The following is an 18,098-nucleotide window of genomic DNA, read 5'->3' on the forward strand; positions in this document are numbered from 1 at the left end:
ATCCGCTCGGGCCCGGGGTCACGCCCCCGCCGAGCGCCGGGCCGCCGCGACCACCTGCTCGGGGGTCGGCGGGTTCGCCGGATGGTAGCTCAGGCACAGGGGCGTGGTGAGCTTGGCCGGGCGGCCCGAGCCCTCGGTGGCGAAGTAGAACTCGCCCGCGCCCAATCGGCCGATATCGGAGGCCGCGCCGCCATGGGCCGCCATGATCTCCTGGGCGGCCGCGATCGTCGCCGGGGCGCTCTGGCGGCCGAAGAACTGGGTCGTGCAGTTCGAGACGATCTGGTTGTGCAGGCCCTTGGGCACCTGCGTCGCCACCACGAGCCCGAGCCCGTATTTGCGCCCCTGCGCCACCAGCTTGATGCCGCTGCCCAGGCTGGGGCTCGCCCGCTGGGCCGGCAGGAAGGTCTGGGCCTCGTCGACCACGTAGAGCATGCCGCGCGGGCTCGGATTCCGCTTGATCCAGCCGAACAGGGTCATCTGCAGCCGGTTCACGAAATCCTCGCGCGCCGCCTCCGAGCCGAGGCCCGACAGGTTGATCACCGAGACCCGGGTGCGGGCCGGATCGGCCCCGAAGAACAGCAGCTTGGGGTCGAGCACCGCGCCCCTCACCCTGAGCAGCGGGTTGGTCGCCACCGCGGCCCGGAGCTCGTCGGCCATCTTGGCCGCGTGCTTGACGGCCTCGCCGATGTCGCTCACCCCGTCGGGCAGGTCGGCCAGCAGGGTGATGAAGTCGCCCAGACTGCCGCCGCCGCGCTCGGCGAAGACCCGCAGGGCGTCGGCCAGCACGCCCCGCTGCAGGCCCTTCCTGGCGCCGGCCAGCGGGCCGAGCGTCTCGGCGGCCATCTCGACCGCCTGCTGGCGCTCGTCCGGATCCGCGCCGATGCCGGAAAAGTCGGGCAGGACCGACAGGAACAGCGGGTTGCCGGCATTCACCCCGGGGGTCCAGACCACGACCTCGACCCGCTCGGCATAGGCCGCCGCCTGGGCGGCATCCGCGTCGGTGAAGGCGGCGGGCCGCTCGGGCCAGGAATCGCCGAGCCGCGACAGGTCGTTGTTGGGGTCGATCACGATGGCCGGGATGCCGGCGAGCGCCGCCTCCTCCACGAGCCGGCGCAGCAGCACGGTCTTGCCCGAGCCCGAGCCCGCGATGATCGCCGTGTGCCGCGGCAGCAGCCGGATCGGCAGGCTCACCGGCTGGGCGTCGGCGTTGATCCGGCGCCCGACCGGGATCGCCTCCGGCGCAGCGCGGCTCTCGGGCTGCGGCTTGACGGGATCCTTGGGGACCGCCGCGGGCTGCGCCGTCGGCACCTTCTTGGGCGCCGGGTCCGCAGGCTTCGTCGCCGGGGCGGACGCCGCAGGCGCGGAAACCTTGGCCGGCTCGGCGAGGCCGGCTTGGTGGAACAGCGCGGTGGCGCGCACGGGCTTCTGAGCCCGCAGCCAGGCCTCGAACCGGTCGCGGCGGTCCTCCGCGTCGGCCTTGGCCTTGAGGTCGCGCAGGGCCACGAAGGTGCGCAGATCCGCCTCGTCCGGGTCGATCAGGAGGCCGCCGGCGGCCTTGAAGGTGTCGACCAGGTGCCGGGTCTTGTCGCCCCCGGGCACCGGGCCCCGCCGGACGATCAGCAACTCCCGGTCGGGGATGCGGGTCGAGATGCCCGACGCCGTCAGCGCCGCCCGCAGGCGGGCCTGGAACGCGATGGCGTTCTGGTGCTGGAGCGCCCGGTAGCAGACATGCCGCTCCCGGTCGTTCTCGTCCCGGTGGATGAAGGTCAGGCGCCCGTGCAGCGGCGGAATCCGCTGCTCTGGCTCGCCCTTGCTGGCCACATCCAGGGCATCCTCCGGGTCGTCCTCCAGGGCGTAGAGGTCGAAGGCGGCGCGCAGCAGGTCGCCGAGGCCGCCCTCGTCGTCGAGCAGCCCGTCGATCCCGGCGTGTTTGCGGGCCGCGTCGAGGTTGAACTCGTTCTCCGGCGGTGCCTTGGCCTGCCCGGTCTCGGTGTGGAGGAGATCGTGGCAGACCTGCACGGTCCCCCGGGCCAGGCAGGCGCGGCGAACGGCGTCGCAGCGCATCAGCAGGGTGCGCGGCATCATCCCGGCCTCGGCGGCGGCGGCGATCGCCGCGGGGCTGAACGGCCATTCCGGATGCGGCGGCACGAAGCCGGCGGCCCGATAGGCCGGGGCCAGACGGCCGCGGATCAGCGCGGCGGCCGCGACCTTGTCGTTCATCCCCTGGAGCGCGATCGGCGGCTTGAGGCGGTGGCGGAAGGATTTGAGCCCACGTTCCTCCAGGCGCGACCAAGAGTCTGGCAGGCAGCTGATCAGGGTCATGCCGCGGCCGCCAACCTCGTGTAATTCGAGGATGCCCGCGGCCAAGACCTCGGTGAGGCTCACGGTGGCGTCCAGGTCGTCCGTGGCGGCGAGGCGGCTGGCGTCGATGACGCCGTCGATCTGGTCCAGGGCGACCAGCGTCGGGCCGCCGAGCCCCATGATCCAGGCCATGCCGCGCACGAGATCGACCGGAGCCGGCGGCGGCGTCTTGAAGCCGAGGGCTGCCCGCTCGGCCGGGTCGGCGTCGTAGCCCTGCAGCCAGGCATGGGCGAGGCCGATGGTACCGAGATCCTGGGCGCGCAGCAGGCAGAGCGCCCGGAACACGTCCTGATGCTGCAAGGCGCGTGCGGCATCGACTTTCATCAGCGCCATGACCAGCAGGTCGACGATTCGGCGGGTATCCATGTTGGGCGTGTTGAACGCCGCCTCGACCTGCGCCTCGACCTTGAACCGGCGGGCGACACCGGCCAGGACCGCGTCGGATTGCCGGCGCCCGTCCGGCATGGTCTGCAGCAGGGCAGTGAGGTAGCTGAGCGCCGCGCTGCGCCAGAAATCCGTGAGCCCGAGCACGTCCAGCAGCACGAACCAGCCGCCCGAATTCCAGACCGCGTGCCGGAATTGGCCGACGAGATGGGTTTTGCCGATGCCGGCTTGGCCGACGAGCACGCGGGCGGGTGCCCGCTGACCGGCCGTCCGGGCTTCGTCATGCATCTGGCCGACAAGCAGCGGCACCAGGGCCTCGTTCGGGCCGCCGGTGGGCTCGGCTTCGGTCCAGACGCTGTCGAGGGTGCGCACCCAGTCGAAATCGACCCGGCGCAGGGCGTCGAGGGCGTCGGTCATGCCTGGATCCAGAGGAGGTGGAAGGGTTCGCCGGCCGGGCTGTAGGCGGCCTCGCGGTCGGCCGCCGTCAGGGCCTTCGGGTCGCTGAGCTGGCTCAGCCGGGCGGTCTTGTCGCCCTTGAGGATGCGGGCGAGGCCGGCATCGACCGTGGCGCGGTCGAGTTCGGCGAGCTGCGCCCGCACGTCGCTGAGCCGGACGGCCCGGGCGCGGGCACCGCCCGTGAGGGCCAGATAGGCCTCCTCGATCCGGGCGCGCAGGGCGGCCGCCCCGGGTTTTTTCTTCGCGGACGGCCGGGCGGTTTTTTCGCCGGCAGCCTTCTTGGCGGGGGCTTTTTTGGCCGACGCTTTCTTCGGAGCCGTCTCGGCGGGCTCAGCCGGCTCGGGCGGGGCGCCGATGAAGTCGGCGAGCGTCCGCCCGCTCTGTTCGAGATGGCCGCCGAGCCGAGCCAGCCAGTCCTGCATCACCCGGAAGGCCGGCGGCAGCGCGGCGTCGAGATGGGTGCCGGCCCAGTGCCAGCCCCGGTCGGTCACGGAGAGGACGAAGGAGCGCCCGCTCTTCTCGACGGCGATCAGCCCGGCGGCGGCCAGCGCCTCGCGGTCGGCCTTCTTGACCGCCGGCACCACCTCCCCCTGCGGCGCCCGGCCGTGCCGGGCCAGCAGGCACCACAGGATCAGGGTCTGGGCAGGTGTCGGCGCACTCATCGGATCATCGCTCCCTCGGACGTTCGGCGCAGGCGCACCACGTCGCGGATCTTCTCCACCGCGCGCTGCAGGTCGGTCTCGACCTGCGCGTTGGTGATGCGCAGCACGAGGTAGCCGGCCGCCAGCAGCTCGTAGTCGCGGTGGCGGTCGGCACTGAATGTCGGGTCCAGGCGGTGCTCGGGGCCGTCGAGCTCGACCACGACGCGGCCCGCCGCCCAGAGCAGGTCGACCCGCGGCCGCGTGCCGAACCGGGGCAGCGCCACCGTCGCGTTGCCGGAGAACAGGGGGCCGAGCTCCGCATCCGCCCGCAGGGCCGCCTCGACGCGCTTCTCGACCGCGCTCGCCGGATGGGCGCGCGAGGGCGGGGCGAGGAACCGGGCCTCCACGGGAGCCGGGGGCCGCTGGACCGCGTGGGCGCCGTAGAGCGCGCGGTCGTAGGGCGGCACCGGCGGCGGCGCGCTCGGGAACAGGGCGGCGACGGCGGTGCCGTGGCGGCGGCACCATTCGAGCACCTCGATGACCGGAGCGGCGCGCTCCGGGGCGGCCGGATCGAGCTCGGCCACCAGCACGAGGCCCGAAGGCGCCACCGCCCGCATCAGCTGCGCAAGTTCCAGGCTCCGGGCCGCCCGGCGGAACCGGGGCGGGCGTCCCGCGGCGGCGTGCTTGGCCGCGGCCTTGAGCCAGGGGCCGTGCGGCTCGGGGGCGGTCGGCGCGTGCGGCGGACTTTGCCAGTCCGGCCAGCGCGCCAGGGTGAGATCCGCGAGGTCGTCGAGCAGCCCGTCGAGGATCGCGGCGGCGCTGCGGCGCCCGGCGATGCGCAGCACCAGCAGGCTGTGCGCGGCCTCGGAGGCGTCGAGATACGGTCCGATTCCGTCGAGACCGATGCCGACGAGGACCAGCCGCTCCCCGGCGCCGAGCCCGAGGATCCGGCCGGACAAGTCCGCGACCGGCAGCATCGGCAACGGCGACACACCCGGTAGACCCGGCGCAGGCTCGTCGGCGAGGGGCATCAGGGCCGTGGCATCCGCACGTTCGCTCCTGCGATCCGGACAGCGGGATTTCTGACCACATCCCGCCGGGGACCAGCAAGCCCCTCGGGGGCTCTTAGGTTGTCGCACCGGGGACGGATGTTCGGGTGTTTCACCGCCGGATTCACGCCCGCCCGCCATTCCGGCACCCTGCGGGCCGTGGCCGGATCCCCCACCCGCTCCCGCATCCTGAGGTGGCGGCGCGGGCGGGGGATCCGTCGCTTCCCGTCGGCCTCGCCCGCAGCCCGTCGCTGCGTTCCTCAGTGCAGCGTGTCGTCCATGCAGGCTTCGTCCGCGACGTCGCGCGCCAGGGCGCGGCCGATATGCTCCACCAGGGGGCGCAGGGCGGCGAGCAGGCTCGGATCGCCGATCTCCTCTGCGGCGCGCCACAGCTCGATCGCGTGGTGGCCCAGGCGCACGATCGCCGGCTCCTCGCCCTCGCTCTGGCAGGCCCGGTTCAGGATGTCGGATACGCTCATGCGTGCAGCCTCCGCTCGGCCGGCACAGGCAGCCGGACCGCCGGCGCCCGCGGGGCGTGCAGGGACGTCTCGTGCAAGGGCGAGGCCTGGAGGCCGAAGAACGCGCGGGAGGACGCCACCGTGTCGGGCATCAGCCGGGCGTACACCGCCAGGATCGCGTGGCCGCTGTAGCGGGTCGGCAGCCCCAGCGGCTCGACGTCCCAGCCGCAGGACATCAGCCGGTTGACCAGGATCGGGTGCGTCTGCGCCAGCAATCCGTCGAGGCCGCGCGCCCGCGCGACCTCGGCCGCGGCGGTGAAGATCCCAGCGGTGGCCGGGTCGATCAGGCCGGTGCGCCCCTCGCGTCGGGCCGGCAGCGTGCCGCAGCGGGTCCACTCGTAGACGGTGGCGCCCCGCGGCGCCGGCCCGCGCTGCGCCAGGTGCGGATAGACCTCCGTCAGCAGGTGCGGCCGGGTCGTCGGCAGGAGCCGCGTATAGGCGGTGATCTCGCCGCCTTCGAGATAGGCCAGGTGGATGCAGCCGGGGCCGTCGAACTGGTCGATCTCGCGGCCATCGGGCCGGCGGCACGCCTCCCAGTTGAGCCGGTCCACGAAGAGCGCGTGCCGGAACCGATAGATCTTCTCCAGCAACGCCCCGTGCTGAGAAATATTGTCGTCGTCGATAACCACAACCATGGATCATTCCCCCTGTCGGGGGAGTGATGCCGGGCCGCCGGTCCGAATGAGCCTCGTAAAATTACGAGGTCGACAGCCGCCGCGCGGCTACGCTATGATGCCCTGCCGCATGGCTTCCGCGACGCACTGGACGCGGTTCACCGCATCGAGCTTGCGCGCGGCGTTCTTGAGGTGGAACTCGACGGTCCGCTGCGACGTGCTGAGGATCTCGGAGGCCTCCCAGCTGGTCTTGCCGGCCGCGGTCCAGCGCAGGCACTCGATCTCCCGCGCGGTGAGCCGGGGTGCCTTGCGCAGCGGCGTCCGGCCGCCCTCACGGATCAGGGTCTCGGCCCGCTGGTAGGCGTAGATCGAGACCAGATGCAGCGCGGCCTTGGCCTCCTCGGACAGGTCGAGCCGGCGCGCCCCGAAGCTGACGCCGCCGCCCGGCCCGGCCAGGTGGTGGATCGGGACGCAGAACCCCTCCGACAGCCCGAATTCGGTCGCCTCGCCCATGACCCGGGCGGCCGCGACCTCGTCGGACCGATAGGGCGCCTCGCTCCAGAGGAACGGCTCGGTGGTGCGCTTGACGTGGTTCGCCACCGGGTCGATCCGCAGGTAATCGCGCTCGAAATAGCGCTTCCGCCAGCCTTCGGGCCAGGCCGGCACGAGCGCGCAGCCCTGCGTGGAGATCTCGTGCTCCGCCGGCAGGTTGGTGATGATGAAGGCGTCGTATCCGAAATACGCGCCCGCCGCTCTCATCTCACGAAGGATGTCGGGAATCTTCGACGCCAGCTTGAGGCGGCTGACGATATCAAAAGCCTTCTGGCTGTCCTGGCTCACCGAAAGTCCGAATGCTTGTATTTCTGAAATCTTCCCGACCTGTAGTTGCAAAAAATGCAGTCCACACGGAACAAACCTATACATGAGGTTGCCGTGCCGGCCAAGCGCAGAGCAGGGCTTTCCACGGTCCGTCCGGTTCCGACACACGGCGCGCCCCGTCCGGGGCCCGCCTCTCACCCCGCATTCCGGTCGACCCGCCGCACTGGCCGGCTGACGAACCGGGAGCCGGCGAGCAGGAATCGCCAGGGCGTCTCGGCGCCGCGGGTGATCCCGATGCGCCGATCCGCCGCGACCGTGACGGGCTGCGTCCGGGGCGCGAACCGGAACGGCGCCTGTGCCACCGGCAGGCCGTCCATCGCCCCGGTGATGCCGAGCGCCTGGCACAGGCGGCCCGGCCCGGCGCAGAGCAGCCGCGGATCGTCGGTGCCCCGGCGCTCCGCCATGGCGGCCAGGCCGGCATTCGGCTCGATCGCCCGCAGCAGCACGGCGCTGCCCGGCTCGCAGACCAGGTTCAGGCACCAGTGCAGCCCATAGGACCGGTAGACGTAGACGTGCCCCGGCGGCCCGAACATGCTGGCATTGCGCTTCGTCGGGCCGGCGAAGCTGTGGGAGGCCGGATCGGTCCGGTCGTAGGCCTCGGTCTCGACGATGATGCCCCCCGCCTCGCCGACCCAGAGCCCCGCCCCGATCAGGTCCGCGGCCACCGCGGCGGCGCTCCGGGCGAAGAACGGGTCGGGCATCGGGTCTGTCCGGGTGTCGTGCGGCGGGTGTCATCCAGCCTGGGCAACGCCCGGCGGGCGGTTCGGGTGACGGCTTTTTGCACGCGCGGCTGCCGCCCCGGACCCGGCGCCGAATCGGCGGGCAGGCGGGGCGATCCGCCGACGGGATCCGGCATACGGCACGGCTCCATTCCGTCTCTTCGAAGGCTTCACGCCGGATGCCGAGACCGGTCCCGGCCCGAAACTCGCCGGCAAGTAGAAATACAACGGAGGCCGCGGGTGCGGTTTGCTGGTAGGACAGGCCGGCCAGACCGGGCCCGCTGCCGATCTCGTCGGACCTCCAGCATGACGCGCACCTCGTCGATCGCGACGCTCCGAACCTCCGCCGGAGGCTCGCAGGCCGCCCCGATCCCGCTGCGCGCCCGGATCCGGCCCGGCCTGACCCTGCGCCGCCTCCGGCTCTGGAGCGGGCTGGTCCTGTTCGCCTACATCCTGACCCACCTGACCAACCACGCGCTCGGCAACGTCTCCCTCGACGCCATGGAGGACGGCCTCGGCGTCGCCTCCGCGCTGTGGCTCAACCCGCTGGGCCTGGCCCTGCTCTACGGCGCGCTGGTGATCCACCTGCTGCTCGGGCTCCAGGCGCTCTACGCCGCCCGCTACTTCCGCTGGCGTCCCGGCGAGGTCGTGCAGATGGTCTCCGGTCTGCTGATCCCGCCGCTGCTGGTCAGCCACGTCGTGGGCACCCGGATCGCCTTCGCCACCGAGGGGCTCGAGAAGGGCTACGCGCAGGAACTCTACGCCTTCTGGGTCGCGGCGCCGCATCAGGGCGCGATGCAGGCGGCGATGTTGGTCATCGCCTGGATCCACGGCTGCTCCGGACTGTATTTCTGGCTGCAGCTGAAGCCCGCCTTCGGGCGCGCCGCGCCCTGGCTCCTGGCGGTCGCGGTGCTGGTGCCGGTCCTGGCGCTGCTCGGCTTCGTGCAGGGCGGCCGGACAATCCTCGCCCTGGCGCAGGACCCGGCCTGGCGCGCCGCGGCGCTCAAGCCCGTCCATGTCGGGTTGCCCGACCAGGTGGCGCGGCTCGGCGCGATCCGGGACGGGATGCTGCTGACCTATGCCGGCCTGGTCGCCGCGGTGATCGCCGCCCGCGGCGTCCGGACCCTCGCGGAGGTCAAGCGCGGGACGATCCGGCTCAGCTATCCCGACGGAAAGGTGGTCCGGGTGCCCCGCGGCACCAGCGTGCTGGAGGCGAGCCGGCGCAACCGGATCCCCCATGCCAGCGTCTGCGGCGGCCGCGGCCGGTGCTCGACCTGCCGGATCCGCGTGCTCGACGGCAGCGCCGACACGCCCCCCGCCGGCCGGGCCGAGCGCGCCGTGCTGGAGCGGATCGCCGCCGGGCCCGGGGTGCGCCTCGCCTGCCAGTTCCGGCCCGAGGCCGACCTCGCTGTGGTGCCGCTGTTCCCGCTGCCGCCGCGGGTGCGGCAGGCGGACCTGCTCGACCGGGCGCAATCCGGCGAGGAGCGCTTCATCGTGGCGATGTTCGTCGACCTGCGCGGCTCGACCCGGCTCGCCGAGGAGCGCCTGCCCTACGACACGGTGTTCATCATCAACCGCTTCCTCGGGGCGGTCGGCGACGCGGTGCGGGACGCCGGCGGCTCGACCAACCAGTTCCTCGGCGACGGGCTGCTGGCCCTGTTCGGCCTCGAGACCGACCCCGAGCCGGCGGCCCGCGACGCGCTCCGGGCGGTCGAGCTGATCGCCGAGCACGTCGCCACCCTGAACGAGCTTCTGGCCGCCGACCTGGAGCACACCCTCCGGTACGGGATCGGCGTCCATGCCGGCCTGGCGATCGTCGGCGAGATGGGCGACGCCACCGATGCGCGCTTCACCGCGCTCGGCGACACCGTCAACGTCGCCTCGCGCCTGCAGGGCCTGACCAAGGTCCTTGGCTGCGTCGCCGTGATCTCGGAGGCGGTCTATCGCGCGGCCAAGACCGCGCCGACGGCGATCCGGGAGATCCCGGTCGAGGGCCGGTCCGAGCCGGTCCGGGTGAGCACGCTCGGGGTGCTCTGCCCCGCCGCGCCGTGATGGATACGGTTTCCCGGAGACATCGGCTGCACACACGGACGGAAGCAGGGTCGGATGGCCCGCCCCGCCCCCGCCGGAGTCAGAACCTCCGCGCCTCCCTCCCCCGGGCCAGATGCGGGGACAGGGCCAGCATGAGCGGCACCACGGCGAGCGCCGTCCCGGCGGCCGCCACGGCGGCCCAGCGGGGGCCGGCCGCATCCCCGAGCCGGCCGTAGAGCAGCGGCGCCGCGAGCGCGCTGCCCCCGAGCGTGCAGGTGTAGAACACCGCGAACGCCCGCTCGACCCGGCCGCCCGGGGCCAGTTCCGGCACCGTGCCGTACAGGACCGACGAGGTGCCGTTCAGCATCACGCCCAGCAGCGGCAGCAGGATCAGCGCCGGGGCGAGCGGCAGGGCGATCACCGCCAGGATCGCGGCCGCGGTCCCGGTCTCGGTGAGCAGCACGGTCCGGGTGACGCCGAGGCGCTCCCCGAGCCGGCCGCACACGGCCTTGCCGAGCGCCCCGCCGATGAACACCAGCGAGAGCGCGAGCCCCACGGTGGTCAGGGCCGCGCCCTTCTCCTGCAGCAGGAACGGCAGGTAGAGCAGGAAGGCCGGGCGGGCGGCGTTGTCGAGGGTGCCGATCGCGACGAGGAGGCCGAAGCCGGGCCGGGCGCCGGCCCCGTCACGGGTGCCGATTGCGGCCTTCGCCCGCTTCGTGCGTGACCTGGACTCACGCGGCAGCCAGCGGCCGACGCCGAGCGCGACCGCGACGCCCAGCCCGGCGATCACCCAGAGCGCCGTGCGCCAGCCCGACAGGGTCAGCAGGAAGCCGACCAGCGGCGGCACGGCCGCCTTCCCGAGATCGCCGGCGAAATTGTAGGTGCCGAGCGGACCGCGCGCCGCGGCCCCGTAGGCCCGGGCAATCACCGTGGAGGCCAGCGGGTGCTGGGTGCTGCTGCCGGCACCCCCGAGCAGCAGGCCGACGCAGAGGCCGATCAGGCCGCCCGATGCCCCGGCCAGCGCGTAGCCGCCCGCGCTGAGCAGCGTGCCGAGCACCAGCACCGTGCGGGCGCCGAATGCCTGAGCGAGCCGGCTCGCCGGCATCTGCAGGGCCGCGAGCGCGCCGTTATAGAGCGAGCGCAGCAGCGCCAGCGCGACGTAGTCGAGGCCGAACTCCGCCTGCCAGACCGGCAGCAGCACGTAGATCAGGTCGGTGTAGCCGTCGTGCAGGGCGTGGTTGATCCCGGCGATCACCAGGGTGCGCTTGTCGTCGATGCGCTTGGCCGCCCGGTCCGGGGCGTCGTCGAGCGGGGCGGTGAAGTCCGAGGCGCGGGCCATCCTGGGATCCTTGTGCGGCCACCACAGGATGCGGATCTCGCGCCCGGCTGACAAACGCCTTATGCTGACGCTCGCGTGAGGAAACCTGACAGCGATGCACCGCCGCCTGCCGCCGCTCAATGCGCTGAAGGCCTTCGAGGCGGCGGCCCGGCACGCCAGCTTCACCCGGGCCGCCGAGGAGCTGCGCGTGACCCACGGGGCGGTGAGCCGGCACGTCCAGATGCTCGAAGGCTGGCTCGGCGTGCCGCTGTTCGAGCGCCACAACCGGCGGGTGGTGCTCACCGAGGCCGGGCGCAGCTACGCCGCCGAGATCGGCGCCGCCCTCGACCGGGTCGCCCTGGCGACCGCCCGCCAGGTCGAGCGCGGCCGGCCGCGCCTGCTGCACGTCAACGCGCTCGCGACCTTCACCCTGCGCTGGCTGATCCCGCGGCTGTCCGGCTTCCAGGTCGCCCATCCCGCCATCGAGGTCCGGCTGACCACCTCCAACGTGCCGCTGGCGAACCTCGCCGACCCGTTCGACGTGGCGATCCGGGGCGGGCCGCAAACACGCCCCGGCCATGTCGCGCAGCCGTTCCTCACCGAGCGGCGCATCCCGGTCTGCAGCCCGGCCCTGCTGCAGCGCCTGCCCCTGCAGGAGCCGGGGCAGTTGCGTCACCACACCCTGCTGCACGCGGCGACGCTCCCGGAGGTCTGGCCGCACTGGCTGCGCGCCGCCGGGGTGCCGGACCTGGTCCCCCAGGCCTCGGTGACCCTGGAGCATTTCTACCTGACCCTGCAGGCCGCCCTCGACGGTCTCGGCGTGGCCATGGGCCCGGAGCGCCTGATCGCCGACGACCTGGCGGCCGGCCGCCTGACCCGCCCCTTCGCGGGCCCGTCCCTGCCGGCGCGGAGCTACTACACCTACGTCCCGGAGGCCCGGGCCGAGGACCCGACCGTGCGCGCCTTCTGCGCCTGGCTCACCGAGGCGGCGCACGAAGCCTGACGCGCCGGGGATGGCGTCGGGGGTCGGACTGGCGCAAGGATGGTTGTCGGGCAAGGATGCTTGTCAGGAACGCGTTCGACGGCGGGGTCCAGCGCCGACCGGTGAGCGCCGCGGCCGAAGGTGAGTTCATGGCGCGCAAGCGTCTCCGTCCCACGACCGTCTACCTGTCCGAGGCCGTGGCGCGGCTCGGGCTTTCCCCGGATTCCATCGATCTGGAGACTCTGCGCGCCGATCTCGAACTCCCGGAATTCGGTGCCGAGGTCGACGACGAGCGGATCGCCGACGTTTTGCGCGCCCGCCAGAAGGCCCGGGCCTTCGCGGAGACCGGCGTCCCGGCGGTCCGACAGGCGATCCCCGCGCTCAGGGCCGCCATCCTGCGGGACCGCCGGGTGATCTGGACCATCCGGACCGAGATTCCGCTCCTCGACAATGGCCGCCTGGACCTGCGGATCGACAGCGCCCCGGACCCGGCGGCGGCCGAGATCCTGGCCCGCATGGCGGCCCGGAACGATCCGGCGCACCGCCTCGAGACCCTGCGGGCGACGGTGGCGGAACGCGCCGGCGAGGTCACCCGGACCCTGAGCAAGCCGGTCGAGCGCCTGCGGGCACAGATCATCCAGGATCTGCGCGAGGTCGGGGCCGACGCGGCCGCCTATATCGCCCATCTGGACCGTTCGCTGCGCTCCCGCGTGTTCACCTACGGGCCGAAGCTGGCGCGCTCCCTGAACGACACCCTCACCCCCGTCCGGCGCCACGCCAAGGCGGTGGCGAGCGAGGGCTCGCGCCTGCGCCGCCTGCGCGATCAGGTCGGCTTCGGCGCCTATATCGAGCGGTTCGCCGCCGCCCGCCGGCTGAACCGCCGGATCCTGTTCCACATGGGACCGACCAATTCCGGCAAGACCTACGCGGCCCTGCAGATGCTGACGGCGGCCGCCAACGGCACCTATCTGGCGCCCCTGCGGCTGCTCGCCCTGGAGAATTACGAGGCCCTGCGCGAGCGCGGGCTCCGGGCCGGGATGGTCACCGGCGAGGAGGTCCTGGGCGAGCCGGAGCCGACCCACACCGCCCGCACCATCGAGACCGCCGACCTGACCCGCCCGATCGACGTGGCGGTGATCGACGAGATCCAGATGCTGTCGGATCCCGATCGCGGCTGGGCCTGGACCAACGCCCTGTTCGGCGTGCCCGCCCGGACCGTGGTCGTGTGCGGCTCCGACGACGCCCTGTCCTACGTCCGCCGCGCCGCCGAGGCCGCCGGTGAGTCGCTGGAGGTGATCCCGTTCACCCGCAAGTCGCCGCTGCTGCTGCTCGACACGCCGGTCCCCCTGGAGAAGGTCGAGCCCGGGGACGCGGTCGTGGCGTTCTCGCGCCGGGCCGTGCACGAGAACCGCGAGATCCTGGTCGCCCGCGGGCACCGGGTGGCGACGATCTACGGCGCCCTGTCGCCGGAGGTGCGCCGGGCCGAGGCCACGCGCTTCCGCACCGGCGAGGCCAACGTGCTGGTCACCACCGACGCGATCGGCATGGGGCTCAATCTCGGGCCGCTCCGGCGGATCGTGTTCTCGACCGTGCGCAAGTGGGACGGCACGAAGGAGCGCGGCCTGACCAATTCCGAGATCCGCCAGATCGCCGGCCGGGCCGGCCGCTACGGCCACCAGGATGTCGGCTACGTGGCGGCGACGGACGCGGTCGCCATCGAGCCGATCCGGATCGCCCTGTCGGGCGCCCCCACGGCGCCGGCGGCCGATTCGCGCTTCTTCGTCCGGCCGGATCTCGGCGCGATCCGCTCGGTCGCCGAGGAGATGCAGACCCAGAGCCTCCACGAGGTGCTGACGCATTTCGCCCGGGCGACCTTCTATGCCGGCTCGCCGTTCCAGCCCTCGGCCCTGGAGGAGATCCTGGAGGTCGCGCGGGTCATCGACCGGGCGCGGCTGCCGATCGAGGAAAAATTCGCCTTCTCGGTCTGCCCGATCAACCGGCGCGACGAGATCGCCATGGGCATGCTCGAGCGCTGGAGCCAGGCCCGGGCGGCGCGCACCACGGTCCCGGCCCTGCGGGCGAGCCTGACCGGGGAACTCGACTACCAGGAGCGGACCGTCCGTCTCGCCAGCGCCTATCTGTGGCTGTCGCGCCGCTTCCCCGACACGTTCGACGACGTCGAGGCGATCCGGCACATGCGCGGCCGCGCCAACGACGCCATCGAGCAGCATCTGCGCGAGACCGCGACCCGCAAGGCCGAGCGCCGCACCCGCCGGGCGGGCACCCGGTAGCGCATCATCCCGAAAGGCGGTTGCCGGCTTTCGGGAGAAGATGATGCACCATCGAGACTTAACCCCTCACCAGCGGTAGCCGAGGCTGGCGATGACAGTCCGGCCGTTCCCGTAGAAGCAGCCGCCCGCCGCGAAGCAGGAGGCGACATAGGTCCGGTCGAACAGGTTCGCGGCGTTGATCGAGGCTTGCCAGCCCGCGAGCCCCGGATCGGCGGCGCCGAGATCGTAGCGGATCGCCGCATCGACCAGGGTCACGGCCGGCACGGAAAAACTGTTGGCCGGATCGCCGGCGCTCCGGCCGATGACGCGGATCCCGCCGGCGAGGCTGAGGCCCGCGAGCGGCCCGCCCGGAAACCGGTAATGCGCCCAGAGCGACACCAGTTGGTCGGGCACGGCGACGAAGCGCTTGCCGACGAGCGCCGGGTTGCTGTCCCGGCGCACGGTGGTGTCGAGATAGGTATAGGCGCCGATCAGATCGAGGCTGTCGGACAGGGTCGCCCGGGCCTCGAACTCGATGCCGCGCGAGCGCACGGCGCCGGTCTGGACGCTGTAGAACGGATGCGCCGGATCGGCGGCGGCGACGTTGTCCTGGGTGATGTCGAAGCCCGAGACGGCGACGAAGCTGTCCAGGCCGGGGGGCTGATACTTCACCCCGGCCTCGGTCTGCCGCGCATGGGTCGGCTTGAACGGGGCACCCGAAAACCCGGTGCCCAGGGTCGGCTCGAACGATGTCGCGTAGCTCGCATACGGCGCCAGGCCGCTGTCGAACAGGTAGACCGCACCGACCCGGCCGGTGAAGGCCTCGTCGTCCTGGCGAGAACTCCCTGCCGTCAGGCGGTTGGCGGTATCGAGCAGGGACCAATCCTGCCGGCCCCCGACCGTGACCGCCCAGTGGTCCAGGCGCATCTGGTCCTGGGCGTAGAGGCCGACGCGGCTCCAGTCCTGACGGGTGCGCGGGAGCGCAGCCGGAAGGGCGAAGGGCCGGCGGTAGACCGGCGCCGTAAAGTCGATCGGCGGCACCGGGCCGAAGCCCGAGGCGTTCACGTCCGCCCGGGAGCCCTGATAGCCGAGACCGAGCAGGATCGTATGGCCGACCGGTCCGGTGGCGAAATCGGCCTGCGTCTGGTTGTCGAGCGACACACCGTCGACCGCCTCTCGCGACCAGGAGGCCGAGCGTTCGAGCAGGCGCGCGATCGCGCCGAACGGGGCGAAGTAATTGATCGCCACGCCTTCGAAGCGCGTATCGATATGGGCGTAGCGCAGGTTCTGGCGGACGGTCCAGGTCTCGTCGAAGCGGTGCTCGAAGGCGTAGCCGATCATCGCCTGCTGACGGTCGTACGCATCGAAGCCGGGCTCGCCCGGGAAGAAGCGGCGCCGGATCCGGCCGGCCGGGCTGGGGAACAGGCTCCCCTCGGCCGGGAGCCAGCCCGCGAAGTTGTTGTGCGGGTCGTTCTGGTAGAAGCCCAGCAGAGTGAGGTGCGTGTCGTCGTCCGGCCGCCAGGCCAGCGCCGGCGCCAGCACGAGCCGCTGCTCCCGTGAGAAATCGACCTGCGTGTCGACCCGCCGGCCGAGGCCGTTCAGGCGATAGGCCCAGCGTCCGTCCGCGGTGATCGGCCCGCCGAGATCGAAGGCCGCCTCGGCCCGGTTGCGGTTGCCGGTGGTGAGCGTGACCGCGCGGAAAGGCTGCTCGGTCGGTCGCTTGCTGACCATGCTGACGATGCCGCCCGGGCTCGCCTGCCCGTAGAGGACCGAGGCCGGTCCGCGCAGCACCTCGACGCGCTCCAGCACGGACGGGTCGATGACCTGCGCGGCCCAGTTCCCACCCTTGACGAGCGGCAGGCCGTCGAGGATCTGCGGGTTGGTCGCGCCCGCCGCGAAGCCCCCGAAGCCGCGCAGGAACACGCTTTCCAGCACGCCGCCGACCCGCGTGTCCGCGAACACGCCCGGCGTGTAGCGCAAGGAATCGCCGACGCTCCGGGCCGCCTGCTGGTCGATCTGCGCCCGGGGGATCACCGACACGGCCTGCGGCACCGCGAGGAGTGGCGTGTCGGTCTTCGTCCCGGTGGCCGAGACCCGCGCCACGAGGCCGGGGACCGGATCCGTCCCGGTCATCCCGTGGCCGGTGACCGTGAGGCCGGAAGGGCGATGGCGGCATCGGTCCCGGGGCGCTCGTGAACGGCCGCCCTCTCCGCTTCGGCTGCCGCGCCCGCTCGGTGGCGGGGTGCCGCGGTCCGGCTCGACGCGACGCCGGGTTGCCCCGCGCCGGGCACATGGTCCTCGGCGTGGAGGGCCGCCGGGGAGCCGGACAGGATCACGGCCAGCACGCATGTCGCTTTGGACGATCGGGGGTTCGCGCGCGGCTTCTGGCCGATTGGGGCGACGGCGTGCGGATCCTGCGGGCGCGGAGACATGGTCGGGCTCCTGTCTGGGGAGCCCAGCGCTACGGCGATTGCCGCCGCCGGTCAACAAAGGTAGGATGATTGGATGAAACTATCTTTTAGCGCAATTCCAAGGAGTCCGGAGCATGGACCGTGCGGCCTTCACCCTTCAAGACGTCTCGGCCTTTCCCGTCGTGCGGATGCGGAATGGGGATGCCTGCACGCCCGGCTACGCACCGGCCTGGTGCCGAGAGATGGACGCGCTTCTCGGGCGCAACACCCCCTTCGTGCTCATCTATGAGGGGCGCCAAAACGACGAGCCGCACGACGACCGGGTCGCCCGCGGGCTGTGGCTGAAGCGGAACAAGGACGCCTTGGCGGAGCGCTGCCGCGCCCTGATCATCGTCGAGCCCGACCGAGATCGGCGCGCGGCTCTGGACGCGGCCTTCCCCGGCTTGGTCCGCGCCTTCGGTACACCGCAGGCCGCCTGCGCCACCGATGAGGAGGCGGTCGCGCTGGCCAGGCAGGCCCTGCGCGCGACCGGCTGAACGGAGCGCGATCAGCGATCGGCAGCAGCCGGCCCGTCACGCTCAAGCGCGTCGAGGATCGGGCTGACGATCGCCCGGGCGGCCTCCGCGGCACCGGCTTCATCGCGGTCCCGGATCGCATCGACGACCCGGCGATGGGCCGCGAGGTCCGGCTCGGGCAAGGTCCGGTCGGCCAGCGCCGCGCTCGTGCTGCCGTGCAAGGCCAGCGCGAAGTAGCGATAGAGCTCTACGAGGGCGGCGTTGCCGCCGCTTCGGGCGACCGCGACATGGAAGGCGATGTCGCGCTCGATGAAGCCCGCGAGATCGCCGTCCTGGGGACGCTCCCCGCGCGCCGCCAGCAGCTCCTCGAGCCGTCGCACGTCGTCCGCGTCCCGCCGGGTCGCGGCCCGGCGTGCGGCCTCGGTCTCGAGCAGCGCGCGCAGCTCGAAATGGTCGCGCAGGCTCGCATGGGTAACCCGGCGCATGACCTCCGCCGGGTCGACGTTGAGGCGGACATAGGTCCCGTCCCCCTGTCGCACCTCGAGGACCTTGGCATGCGAGAGCACCCGCACGGCCTCCCGCACGGTGTTCCGCCCGACCTGCAGCATCTCGGCGAGTTCCGCCTCCTTCGGGATGCGTGCCCCGACCTTCCAGCGGCCGGTCTCGATCTGCGTGCGGATAAGTTCGATCGCGGAATCGACCAAGGAGCGTCGGGCGGCCTGGGGCAGGTTTAAGGTCGGGGGCATGGGAGCAGCTTTACGCGAGGATGCAGGATCATCCCACGTCTGAACCGTCTCCTCGATCAGCCCGTTTGGCAAGCATGGCCCCGAACACGAAAAACCCGGCTCGCGTTAGTGAGCCGGGTTTTCCGATGGGTCGAGTCATCGAAAGAGATTTGGTTGCGGGGACAGGATTTGAACCTGTGACCTTCAGGTTATGAGCCTGACGAG

General features: G+C 72.4%; 14 protein-coding genes. 4 read left to right on the top strand and 10 right to left on the bottom strand.

Features of this window, described 5'->3' with window-relative positions:
• Positions 1-18: 18 nt before the first annotated feature.
• The 7 genes from LGR69_RS26185 to LGR69_RS26215 form a co-directional block, all read right to left on the bottom strand.
• Positions 19-3,162: an ATP-binding protein gene (locus LGR69_RS26185; protein ID WP_230367857.1), complete on the bottom strand. Its 3,144-nt coding sequence runs from the start codon at positions 3,160-3,162 to the stop codon at positions 19-21.
• Complete coding sequence (locus LGR69_RS26190; protein ID WP_230367858.1) at positions 3,159-3,863, bottom strand: hypothetical protein; 705 nt, start codon at positions 3,861-3,863, stop codon at positions 3,159-3,161. The genes LGR69_RS26185 and LGR69_RS26190 overlap by 4 nt, the downstream gene beginning before the upstream one ends.
• Positions 3,860-4,873: an endonuclease domain-containing protein gene (locus LGR69_RS26195; RefSeq protein WP_230367859.1), complete on the bottom strand. Its 1,014-nt coding sequence runs from the start codon at positions 4,871-4,873 to the stop codon at positions 3,860-3,862. Before LGR69_RS26195 ends, LGR69_RS26190 begins: the two co-directional genes overlap by 4 nt.
• A gap of 278 nt (positions 4,874-5,151) precedes the next feature.
• Positions 5,152-5,370 (bottom strand): hypothetical protein, encoded by a 219-nt coding sequence (locus LGR69_RS26200; RefSeq protein ID WP_007568040.1) that lies wholly within the window; start codon positions 5,368-5,370, stop codon positions 5,152-5,154.
• A complete protein-coding gene (locus LGR69_RS26205; protein WP_230367860.1) occupies positions 5,367-6,044 on the bottom strand; it encodes an acyl-homoserine-lactone synthase in 678 nt (225 codons plus the stop codon). Before LGR69_RS26205 ends, LGR69_RS26200 begins: the two co-directional genes overlap by 4 nt.
• Before the next feature lie 87 nt (positions 6,045-6,131).
• Positions 6,132-6,863: a LuxR family transcriptional regulator gene (locus LGR69_RS26210; protein WP_007568045.1), complete on the bottom strand. Its 732-nt coding sequence runs from the start codon at positions 6,861-6,863 to the stop codon at positions 6,132-6,134.
• Positions 6,864-7,036: 173 nt separating this feature from the next.
• A complete protein-coding gene (locus LGR69_RS26215; protein ID WP_230367861.1) occupies positions 7,037-7,603 on the bottom strand; it encodes a DNA-3-methyladenine glycosylase in 567 nt (188 codons plus the stop codon).
• 324 nt (positions 7,604-7,927) lie between these two features.
• Between LGR69_RS26215 and LGR69_RS26220 the strand changes: the two genes are divergently transcribed.
• Complete coding sequence (locus LGR69_RS26220) at positions 7,928-9,673, top strand: adenylate/guanylate cyclase domain-containing protein (RefSeq protein WP_230367862.1); 1,746 nt, start codon at positions 7,928-7,930, stop codon at positions 9,671-9,673.
• A 79-nt stretch (positions 9,674-9,752) separates the two neighbouring features.
• Here LGR69_RS26220 and LGR69_RS26225 read toward each other — a convergent pair whose 3' ends face one another.
• Positions 9,753-10,991 (bottom strand): MFS transporter, encoded by a 1,239-nt coding sequence (locus LGR69_RS26225; protein WP_230367863.1) that lies wholly within the window; start codon positions 10,989-10,991, stop codon positions 9,753-9,755.
• Between the two features lie 94 nt (positions 10,992-11,085).
• Between LGR69_RS26225 and gcvA the strand changes: the two genes are divergently transcribed.
• Entirely contained in the window at positions 11,086-11,973 is an 888-nt protein-coding gene (gcvA, locus tag LGR69_RS26230; RefSeq protein WP_230367864.1) for a transcriptional regulator GcvA, read from the top strand.
• Between the two features lie 128 nt (positions 11,974-12,101).
• On the top strand, positions 12,102-14,243 hold the full coding sequence (locus LGR69_RS26235; RefSeq protein ID WP_230367874.1) for a helicase-related protein: 2,142 nt from the start codon (positions 12,102-12,104) through the stop codon (positions 14,241-14,243).
• A gap of 66 nt (positions 14,244-14,309) precedes the next feature.
• On the opposite strand, the gene LGR69_RS26240 is transcribed toward LGR69_RS26235, so the two are convergent.
• On the bottom strand, positions 14,310-16,355 hold the full coding sequence (locus tag LGR69_RS26240) for a TonB-dependent siderophore receptor (RefSeq protein WP_230367865.1): 2,046 nt from the start codon (positions 16,353-16,355) through the stop codon (positions 14,310-14,312).
• A 412-nt stretch (positions 16,356-16,767) separates the two neighbouring features.
• Here LGR69_RS26240 and LGR69_RS26245 point away from each other — a divergent pair, with 412 nt between their 5' ends.
• Complete coding sequence (locus LGR69_RS26245; protein ID WP_230367866.1) at positions 16,768-17,169, top strand: hypothetical protein; 402 nt, start codon at positions 16,768-16,770, stop codon at positions 17,167-17,169.
• Between the two features lie 11 nt (positions 17,170-17,180).
• Here the strand turns inward: LGR69_RS26245 and LGR69_RS26250 are convergent, their stop codons facing one another.
• Entirely contained in the window at positions 17,181-17,894 is a 714-nt protein-coding gene (locus LGR69_RS26250) for a FadR/GntR family transcriptional regulator (RefSeq protein WP_230367867.1), read from the bottom strand.
• Between the last annotated feature and the right edge of the window lie 204 nt (positions 17,895-18,098).

This window comes from Methylobacterium brachiatum (genome assembly GCF_020523825.1).
Taxonomy (GTDB): domain Bacteria; phylum Pseudomonadota; class Alphaproteobacteria; order Rhizobiales; family Beijerinckiaceae; genus Methylobacterium; species Methylobacterium brachiatum.

Excerpts from the sequence above, each read along its gene's own strand:
- LGR69_RS26185 (WP_230367857.1), bottom strand. The coding sequence starts at position 3,162 with ATGACCGACGCCCTCGACGCCCTGCGCCGGGTCGATTTCGACTGGGTG.
- LGR69_RS26190 (WP_230367858.1), bottom strand. The coding sequence starts at position 3,863 with ATGAGTGCGCCGACACCTGCCCAGACCCTGATCCTGTGGTGCCTGCTG.
- LGR69_RS26195 (WP_230367859.1), bottom strand. The coding sequence starts at position 4,873 with ATGCCCCTCGCCGACGAGCCTGCGCCGGGTCTACCGGGTGTGTCGCCG.
- LGR69_RS26200 (WP_007568040.1), bottom strand. The coding sequence starts at position 5,370 with ATGAGCGTATCCGACATCCTGAACCGGGCCTGCCAGAGCGAGGGCGAG.
- LGR69_RS26205 (WP_230367860.1), bottom strand. The coding sequence starts at position 6,044 with ATGGTTGTGGTTATCGACGACGACAATATTTCTCAGCACGGGGCGTTG.
- LGR69_RS26215 (WP_230367861.1), bottom strand. The coding sequence starts at position 7,603 with ATGCCCGACCCGTTCTTCGCCCGGAGCGCCGCCGCGGTGGCCGCGGAC.
- LGR69_RS26220 (WP_230367862.1), top strand. The coding sequence starts at position 7,928 with ATGACGCGCACCTCGTCGATCGCGACGCTCCGAACCTCCGCCGGAGGC.
- LGR69_RS26225 (WP_230367863.1), bottom strand. The coding sequence starts at position 10,991 with ATGGCCCGCGCCTCGGACTTCACCGCCCCGCTCGACGACGCCCCGGAC.
- gcvA (WP_230367864.1), top strand. The coding sequence starts at position 11,086 with ATGCACCGCCGCCTGCCGCCGCTCAATGCGCTGAAGGCCTTCGAGGCG.
- LGR69_RS26235 (WP_230367874.1), top strand. The coding sequence starts at position 12,102 with ATGGCGCGCAAGCGTCTCCGTCCCACGACCGTCTACCTGTCCGAGGCC.
- LGR69_RS26240 (WP_230367865.1), bottom strand. The coding sequence starts at position 16,355 with ATGACCGGGACGGATCCGGTCCCCGGCCTCGTGGCGCGGGTCTCGGCC.
- LGR69_RS26245 (WP_230367866.1), top strand. The coding sequence starts at position 16,768 with ATGGACCGTGCGGCCTTCACCCTTCAAGACGTCTCGGCCTTTCCCGTC.
- LGR69_RS26250 (WP_230367867.1), bottom strand. The coding sequence starts at position 17,894 with ATGCCCCCGACCTTAAACCTGCCCCAGGCCGCCCGACGCTCCTTGGTC.